Source organism: Microcoleus sp. AT3-D2 (assembly GCF_036705715.1).
In the GTDB taxonomy this organism is placed as follows: Bacteria; Cyanobacteriota; Cyanobacteriia; order Cyanobacteriales; family Microcoleaceae; genus Microcoleus.
The window spans coordinates 40,123-48,542 of the sequence record NZ_JAUBVE010000053.1 but is presented as its reverse complement, the minus strand read 5'-3'; the positions used below and the strand labels follow the sequence as shown (position 1 = coordinate 48,542).

Below are 8,420 nucleotides of genomic sequence, written 5' to 3'. Positions count from 1 at the left end.
TGGCTTAGGCTGTCAGCCGAATCTTGCTCCACACCTTGTTCATTTTGTCAACCTTGCTAATTGATGACACGCCCTAGGATTTTAGGTAAAACCCGCAGCAAGAAACCCGGTTTCTTATATCCTGTGAGTAAGTCCTAATTAGGTTTGTAGTTAGGAAGTTGTTTGTCTGTCGTCGGCCGATCGCTAACTCTAAACGATGAGTTAAACAATTGATTGACCTGACACAATTTAACTGGGGCGAAAGGATTCGAACCTCTGAATGGCGGGACCAAAACCCGCTGCCTTACCACTTGGCGACGCCCCAATGTCTTAACCTTCACTATCTTAACATTCAAACACAGCAATCTGTCAAGCATTTTGACAATAAAATTTAAAAAATGTTTTTGGAACCGATCGCCCGCAGGTTTATTCTTTGATCGCAGGGGGGCGAGCTACCGGGATTTCAATCCTAAAATCCGCTCCCTGTCCCGGTTCCGAGATACACTTCAAACTTCCTCCGTGTTTTTCCACCACTATCTGATAGCTGATAGACAAGCCGAGCCCCGTACCCTTGCCTACAGGTTTAGTGGTAAAGAAAGGGTCAAACAAGTGGCATTTAGCTTTTTCGGGCAATCCGGGCCCGCTGTCTTGAATCCGAATCAGCACAACTTGACCCCTCGACTTTCCTGACTCATCAGGCTCCGAGTCTGGGCCCACCACCGCCGTCGAGATTTTGATCGTCTTGGGTGGAGGCTGATTTTCCAAAGAGTCGATCGCATTCGCCAAAATATTCATAAATACTTGGTTGAGCTGCCCGGCATAGCACTCTACCTTGGGCAAGTTGCCGTAGTCTTTAATTACCTCAATTCCCGGTATTAGCCCATTTGACTTCAAGCGGCTCTGCAAAATCAGCAGCGTGCTGTCAATCCCTTCGTGAATGTCCACCAGCTTCATCTCTGCTTCGTCGTGCCGCGCGAAGTTCCGCAGAGACAGGACAATTTGGCGGATGCGTTCAGTTCCCATCTCTATTGAAGACAGAATTTTCAGCAAATCCGGCACTATGAAATCAACATCGATTTCTTCGCTTTTGTCGAGAATTTCGGGGCAAGGCTCCGGGTAATGCTTTTGATACAAGTGCAGCAAATCCAGCAGATTTTTCATGTACTGCTTGCAATAAGTCAAGTTGCCGTAAATAAAATTAACCGGATTGTTAATTTCATGGGCGACGCCGGCGACCATTTGACCGAGAGAGGACATTTTTTCGTTTTGGATGAGCTGAGCTTCTTTCTGCTGCAACTGCTGCAAAGTTTCCGTCAGTTGGCGGGCTTGAGTTTGAGCCGCTAAGGCTGCCGCCCGGGTTTGGGCGTAGAGTTCGGCTTGGTCGATCGCGATCGCCAGTTGATCCACCACCGCTTGCAGCAATTCCACTTCGCTCGTGGCCCAGGAACGGTGGCTGCTGTAATGGTTGCAAACTACAGCACCCATTTGACCGGAGCGAGTCTTGAGCGGCAGCAGCAGGTTAGAAACAATCCCGAGACTGCTCAAAAAAGCTCGCGTGGGCGGTTCGATGCACAGTGCTGTTGCCGCGTCGCCGATCCGGAGCGTTTGGCGGTGGCAAATTTTCTCGCCCAGCAGCGTTACTTGTTCGATCGGGTATTCTGTAAGCCGCTCTTTCAGTTCGGGATTTGCCGCCTCGTGGGTGATTGCAAAGCTTGGCTGCCCGTCTGGCGAGATGGAGTACCACAAAAAGTAGCACTGGTCAACCTGCAACAAGCTGCGAATTTCGTTGACAGCCGTATCTAAAATTTTGTCCAGGTCGAGGGAATTCCGCATCTGGCTGGCGAGGCCGAAGAGCAGGCCTTCCCGGCGGCTCAACAATTCTTCTCGGGCCGTGATGCGATCAATCGCCACGGCGATGGCGTTAGCCATGCAGCCCAAAACTTCTAGCGCTCCCTCGCTTACCAAAGCGCTACTGCACAGAGCCATCACTCCCACCAGCCGCTCCTCCACTATCAGCGGATAGGCAATGGCGCAAAGAGACGGGTTCGACAGTAGGCATACAGGAGCCGTTTGGAGTTTTCCCGGTTCTGCTCGCACCCAATCTTCTATTTCTCGTTCCCACCCTTCGGTGGTGAGTCCTGAATCGGCCTGCAATTCTAACTGCTCTGTCTGCGGGTTGAATGTCCAGATACTCGCCTCTTGGGCGTCGAGGTAATCTACCATTGCCTTGGTGCAGCGGCTGAGGATGGGCGATATTTTCCCACCTTGTCCGAGGGCTGCACCGACTTTAGCTTGCAGAGCTCCCAAGCGCGATCGCTCTTGTAGGGACGCTGCCGTTAGTTGGCGCTCGGAGGTGTCCCGGGCTCCGGCAACGATTTCTCGGATTTGTTGGGTATCGTCCGCGCGCCCGATGCCCGCTGAAGTTTCCCACAAATATTGAGATTTTCCTTTTTCCTTGATCGTAGGGAGCTTGTTTGTTCCGTATATTCTCCTGTCGCTCTGTGGCGTCTGTACGGCACACAAGCTGGAGGGGTTCGAGCCACTGACTAACTCGGAGATTTGCTGGCTGTCCGAGGTAATATCTTCTACCTGTGGCAACTGTTTCTGGGCTTGGACTAATTGCCAGCGCAGCTCCACCAAACTAGCAACTTGCCGACTCAAAGCTTGCACACCTTCTATCGTTTCTTTTGTCAAGTCTCGCGGCACCGAGTCCATGACGGATAGCACTCCCAGCACCTGCCCATCAGAGCTGACAACTGGGATTCCGGCGTAAAATTTCACAAAGGGGTAGAAAACGATCAGCGGGTGTTCACCAAATCTCACATCTGTGGAAGCGTCTCGGACAAGGGCGGGGGGCAGTTCCTTAAAGGAATTTGCAGGGGGTTCGATCGCAAATTGGGGAGCAACGGGCGGTTGTTGCAGGGAAATTGCCCTGTCAAATTCTGAGTTTGAGTTTGATCTCTGGGCGAACTCTTCGGAAATTTGGTTGATCGCGCGATCGCAAAAATTCAGGTAACGATCGACCAAAGTTTGATCAATACCTAACTGCGACTTCAACCAGTGGCGGTTACCGTCAATCAAGCTCAAGAAAGCAATAGGAGTTCGGCTGATCTGAGCTGCCAAACCGACCAAATTGTCCAAGCAAGCTTCTGGAGCAGAGCCAAGAAGCTGATACAAGTCAATGTTATGGAGCTTGAACACTTTTTCACCAAGAGGCAAGGGTGCTTTCATCATGTGTAACTGCCCGTCTAGTTGCTGGCAACCGCCCTTCTCAATACTTCCCTTGAAAAACAAGCTATGAATTCTGTGCTGGGAGACTCGGGGCGCAAGTTCGGCGCAGGTTGCTTGTGCCAAATTCAGACTAACCTCTTGACTGATCTGGAAACTTTTGAGTTATCGCAGTTAGAGTACCCCAGATCTAAGACTATATAAATTATACTTCCAGTTGACTATGCTTTTGAATACCTCCGGCTCTCTAAATCTAAGAGCCTCTGTTGGGATGAAGCAGCTTTCCCAAATATATGACTATTGCTTACCTAGATTTTTTTTATCAGTTTAATTGTATTTTAACAGACTTGTCTAATCGTGGGTAGCTGGCTTGCTGGTAGATTTAAATCAGGGGTTTGTGCCACAATACCAGTGTCCTTTACCGAGCTGTGCCTTAGCCGGGAGTTCAACTACAGTTAGGAGATGAATTACAAAAGATTGGTAAGATGTTAAACTTTGTAACAATAGTTGTTCAAACTCGACCTTTTAGGGTTTCTGGGCCCGGATGCACATTTTGCAACTGTTGTAATTGCCGATCGACCACTCTCCCAATCCCTTTTTTCGAGTTTGAGGTAAAAAAACAGGGGTCAATTTTCAACTAACGCTCCAACGGGGTTGACAATTATTACGTAGAGGCAACTCTCACAAAATAACTGCAGGAAGTATGTTTTGTATTTTCAAGAACTATAAATAAACAGGGAGAAGAATATGTCTGCAAGTAGCAGTCAAGTACCAACTATTTTGGCAGTTGATGATAGCGTCGTGATGCAAGGACTTGTTAAACAGGCCTTAAGCAAAGAGTTTCGAGTTCTCGTAACCGACAATGCAGTGGATGCTTTGTCAACGATTTATCACGAACAAATTTCGGTTTTGTTGCTCGATGTTTCGATGCCTGGTATTGACGGATTGGAACTCTGCCGCACGGTGCGGAGCTTGCCTCAGTTTCAGAATTTGCCGATCGTAATGCTGACAGCGCGGGATGGAGCCTTTGATAAGGTACAGGGGCGTTTGGCGGGAGCAACAGAGTATTTAACTAAGCCGTTTGATGCTGATAAGTTGCGCGAGGTCATTGGTAAGTTTATCAAAATCAAATAATTGGACTGACGACAAAAAATCAGTTTTGAGTAATTAATGAAGTAATTTGAGTAATTAATGAACTAAAAAGTTGCGATCGCCCTCTCTGATCCTCGACTTCTTTAACAAGTCGGGGGGCGGGGTATTCTGCACAATTTGCGAGGTAAGTCCTAAATTTTTAATTTTGCCAGGAGTAAGGGAGCGATCGCACTGACAGGTAGAACATATTGGGCGGCACCAAGGGCGATCGCCTCCTTGGGCATTCCGAAAACAATGCAGCTAGCTTCGTCTTGGGCGATTGTTAACCCCCCTTCTCTGGCGATAGCCAACATTCCGTCAGCACCATCTCTACCCATTCCTGTCAGCAAAACCCCCGCTGCTGCCCGACTATAAAAATTAGCTACCGACTTAAATGTCACCGTTACAGAAGGGCAGTGTCCCGCAGCATGAAGATCTTCTGAATAAACAAATCGCCCTTGAGAGTCCAACTCTAAATGACGTTTTTCTGGCGGAAAATAAACAATTCCTGCTTGTGGCAATTCTCCAAAAGCCGCTATCTTAACAGGCAGTTTTGATTCATAACCCAGCCAATCAACTAATCCTTGCAAAAAACCTTCACTGATGTGCTGGACACAAATTATAGGCACAGGAAAACTAGCCGGAAGTTTAGAAATAATTGCGTATAGTGCTTGCGGCCCCCCTGTCGAAGCCCCTATAGCCAATACTTTAATAGTTGGAGAGTTAACATTTTCGTTGGAAAATTTGTAATTATGAACTGGTGCTTGGTTGATTCTTACAAGTGGATTATTATCTTCGGTTGGCATCTTTTTTTGATGCCGTGTAAATACTTTCACTCCTGAGAGTATTTTGACTTTAGCTATTAATTGATTGGCGAGGCGAGCGTAATCAGATACTAACCCGCCAATCGGTTTGGGAAAAACATCCAATGCACCAGCCCTTAACACTTGAAATACATTCTGAGTATCATTCGCTTGCACTGAAGCACTAATTACTAAAATGGGTAGCGGATATTTCTTCATTACTTCTTCCGTAAATTCTAACCCGTTCATAGGTGCCATGTTCAAATCCGTACAGATTACTTGGGGCTGAAGTTTGGGGATTAATTCTAGTCCTTCTAATCCGTTGCAAGCGGTTCCTACAACTTGGATGTCTGGCGAGGAATCAAAAATTCGTTTGAGGACGAGCGTAACTACTGGAGAATCTTCAACTAACAATAGTTTAATGGGCGATAACATCAGTTTGCTGGGAAATGGGGGATGGGAAAATCGGGAATGGAAAATCGGGAATGGGGAATGGGGAATGGGGAATAGGGCACTTGTACTGCCCTTCGACTTACTTTCCTTCGGGGAAGCTGAGCGGGCAAACCGCGCAGGGCGAGTGGCTAATCCCAGCACGAATCGCTCAGTAACCGCTTAGTCAAAGTATTGGGCATTGGGCATCGATGCACTGGTAATGGTGCACTGCGTACTGGATATTGGGCCTTGCTAATTGGTAGTAAATAACAAATCCCTAATAACCAAGGAGTAATGACTAATGACTAAACTAACCTTTTTAGTGTCTCTACCAGCACATCTTGATTGAAAGTACCTTTAGGAATATAAGCATTTGCCCCCGCATCAGCCCCTCTTTTTTTATCTTCATCCGATGCCAAAGATGTCACTAAAATTATCGGCAACTCACTGTATTCTTTTTGCTCCCGAATCTTAATAGTCAGTGCCAAGCCGTCTAAATTTGGCATTTGTACGTCAGAAATCACAGCATCAAAATCGCGAGTTTTCAATTTATGGAAAGCATCCAATCCGTCTACTGCAGTCACAACTTCGTAACCCGCACCTTCCAGGATGCGCTTTTCTTGAGTGCGCGTGGCGATCGAGTCTTCTGCTAATAGTATAACTTGTTTTCTGCTGGCCGTCTCAAGTTGCGATCGCGCACCAGAAACCCCACGGGACGAAACTTGCTGGCGTACAGATTTTATCAAATCGTGGGGATTGAGTATCATACAAACTTCCCCTGTACCGAGAATTGTGGCACCAGCAACATTTCGCACCCGTTTCAGCAATTGACTTTGAGGTTTCATCACCACATCCTGTTCGTCTATCAAAGCATCTACAAATAATCCCAATCTTTCCTCTCCAACTTTCACAACAATACAAGGAATTTTTGAATAAGTTGAATTTAGGAATTGTTTGGAATTTTTTCTCAGAATTTCTCTCCCGTTCTCCTGTCTCAAATACCGATTTTTTTGCCACTCTTGTCTATTGTTTAATTCTAGTAAATCTGTCAGATGAGCAACTGACAAAGGCTGACCATTTGAAAGTATAGTTTCCTTACCTTCTATAGCAAATATCTCAGACTGAGACACCTGTTGTGCAGTGTCTACAAACTCGACTGGCAGAGCATAAGGAATGTCTTCAACTACGACAATTAATACATTTGCTGTAGCTAAAGACGTGCTGATTTGCAGCCTCAAAGTGCATCCTTTACCCGGTAAAGACTCTACTTGAATACTACCTTTTAGGGCTTCAACATTAGTACGAACTACATCTAAACCAACCCCGCGCCCCGATACTTCGGTAACAAATTTTTTGGTCGAAAAACCAGGAGTAAAAATTAAAGAGTGTACTTGAGCTTCTGTCATCTCTGCCAGTTGTTCAAGCGTACAAATATTACGTTTAACAGCCGTTTGTTTTATGCTATCTAGATTTAGTCCCCGGCCATCATCAGCAACTTCAATAATAATATTGCTAGCAATGTTATAGCCTTTAATTCGGAGAGTGGCTACAGGAGATTTACCTAGTTTTTTCCGCTCCTCAACAGTTTCAATACCGTGATCGATCGCATTTCTAATCATGTGCATTAAAGGGTCTTTCATTTCCTCTAAAATGCGTTTATCGGCTGTAGTTTCGCCTCCTTCAATAACTAATGCAACTTCTTTACCTTCCCGTTTCGCTAAGTCTCGTACAGTTCGAGGAAATAAATTAAAAATAGTAGACAAAGGCAGCAGTCTCAGAGTGCGAATTCCTGATTCTAATGCCTCAGCGATTAATTCGAGTCTGGCAGTATCTTCATAAACTCGATTTCTCAAGCAGTTGACTAAAGTTCCGAGACGTTCTAAACGTTCTTCTGTACGTTGATAGTAATCCTGCAATTGGCTAAATTTACCGTTGGCTTTAATACCGTTTTCATCTATTTGCATCCGATCAAAAGTCAAGCTCGTTACAAAATATTCTCGGCTCCACTCTTCCCACAAAGTTGTAATTTGTTCTATCTCTGCAACTCGGTGTCCTAGCCGAGTTTTTGTGACAGTAAGTTCCCCTGCTTGAGTCATTAAATCGTCTAAATTTTGAGTAGCAACGCGAATGGTTTCAATGCGGTAAGATGAGGTTGAGGATGCAGTAACTGCCGACTGCGAAGCCGACTCAGTGGCGGGCCCAGAAGGTGCAGGCAAGTTTTGAGCTTGTAGTAGAAATTCTGGCTTGGAATGTAAGGGTAAAAAAGAGGAATTTTTCTCTAAGTTAATGACTTCAGAAGTTTGAACATTTGTTTCTAGTTCTTGGGTAGCAGGCTCAGTAAATTGCAGTTCTACCAACGGTTGTTCTGGTACTTGTGAAGATGATTGCTCTACTATTGAGTCAGCAGCCTGTGGCTGTAACTGACTAGAAGCCCCCATCATGCTAGCGAGGATATAAAATGTATTAATGCCGGAATCTTCGCCGGTAACGGCTTCGTCAACGAGTTTCCGCATGGCGTCTAAACCTTGCGAAAGTCGATCGCTAATATCTGAATTTAGTGGAGTTTCTCCCCGCTTAACACCTCCCAAAATATGCTCCATTTGATGAGCTAAAGATGCTACATTTTTTACTCCCAGCATCCCAGCATCACCTTTAAGAGAATGGGTTTCCCGCAACAATAGTTCTAACTTAGCTAAGTCGTTGGGATGTTGTTCTAAGTAGAGTAATCCGTCATCTAGTTTCTGTAAGTGTTCTTCACTAGCGACTTTAAATACATCTCGAAGTTCTTGATCTTCAATCATCATATATGTTGTTAAGTAATAGGTAATTGAGTATGGTTCATGGGTA

General features: G+C 45.7%; 5 protein-coding genes and 1 tRNA gene. 2 read left to right on the top strand and 4 right to left on the bottom strand.

What is annotated here, in order from left to right:
* Window positions 1-232: 232 nt before the first annotated feature.
* Window positions 233-304: transfer RNA gene (locus QUB44_RS20595), tRNA-Gln, on the bottom strand.
* A 101-nt stretch (window positions 305-405) separates the two neighbouring features.
* The gene (locus QUB44_RS20590) at window positions 406-3,213 is read right to left on the bottom strand and encodes a GAF domain-containing protein (protein ID WP_333370310.1); all 2,808 of its coding nucleotides are present in this window, start codon (window positions 3,211-3,213) and stop codon (window positions 406-408) included.
* A gap of 741 nt (window positions 3,214-3,954) precedes the next feature.
* On the opposite strand from QUB44_RS20590, the gene QUB44_RS20585 reads away from it, so the two are divergent.
* Complete coding sequence (locus QUB44_RS20585; RefSeq protein ID WP_015175702.1) at window positions 3,955-4,341, top strand: response regulator; 387 nt, start codon at window positions 3,955-3,957, stop codon at window positions 4,339-4,341.
* 149 nt (window positions 4,342-4,490) lie between these two features.
* Here QUB44_RS20585 and cheB read toward each other — a convergent pair whose 3' ends face one another.
* Window positions 4,491-5,576: a chemotaxis-specific protein-glutamate methyltransferase CheB gene (cheB, locus tag QUB44_RS20580; RefSeq protein WP_333370308.1), complete on the bottom strand. Its 1,086-nt coding sequence runs from the start codon at window positions 5,574-5,576 to the stop codon at window positions 4,491-4,493.
* On the opposite strand from cheB, the gene QUB44_RS20575 reads away from it, so the two are divergent.
* Window positions 5,563-5,757 carry a hypothetical protein gene (locus tag QUB44_RS20575; protein ID WP_333370306.1) on the top strand — a complete coding sequence of 65 codons (195 nt, stop codon included), beginning with the start codon at window positions 5,563-5,565 and terminating at the stop codon, window positions 5,755-5,757. The genes cheB and QUB44_RS20575 overlap by 14 nt on opposite strands.
* A 121-nt stretch (window positions 5,758-5,878) precedes the next feature.
* On the opposite strand, the gene QUB44_RS20570 is transcribed toward QUB44_RS20575, so the two are convergent.
* Window positions 5,879-8,374, bottom strand: coding sequence for a hybrid sensor histidine kinase/response regulator (locus QUB44_RS20570; RefSeq protein ID WP_333370316.1), 2,496 nt, complete (start codon window positions 8,372-8,374; stop codon window positions 5,879-5,881).
* Window positions 8,375-8,420 lie beyond the last annotated feature (46 nt).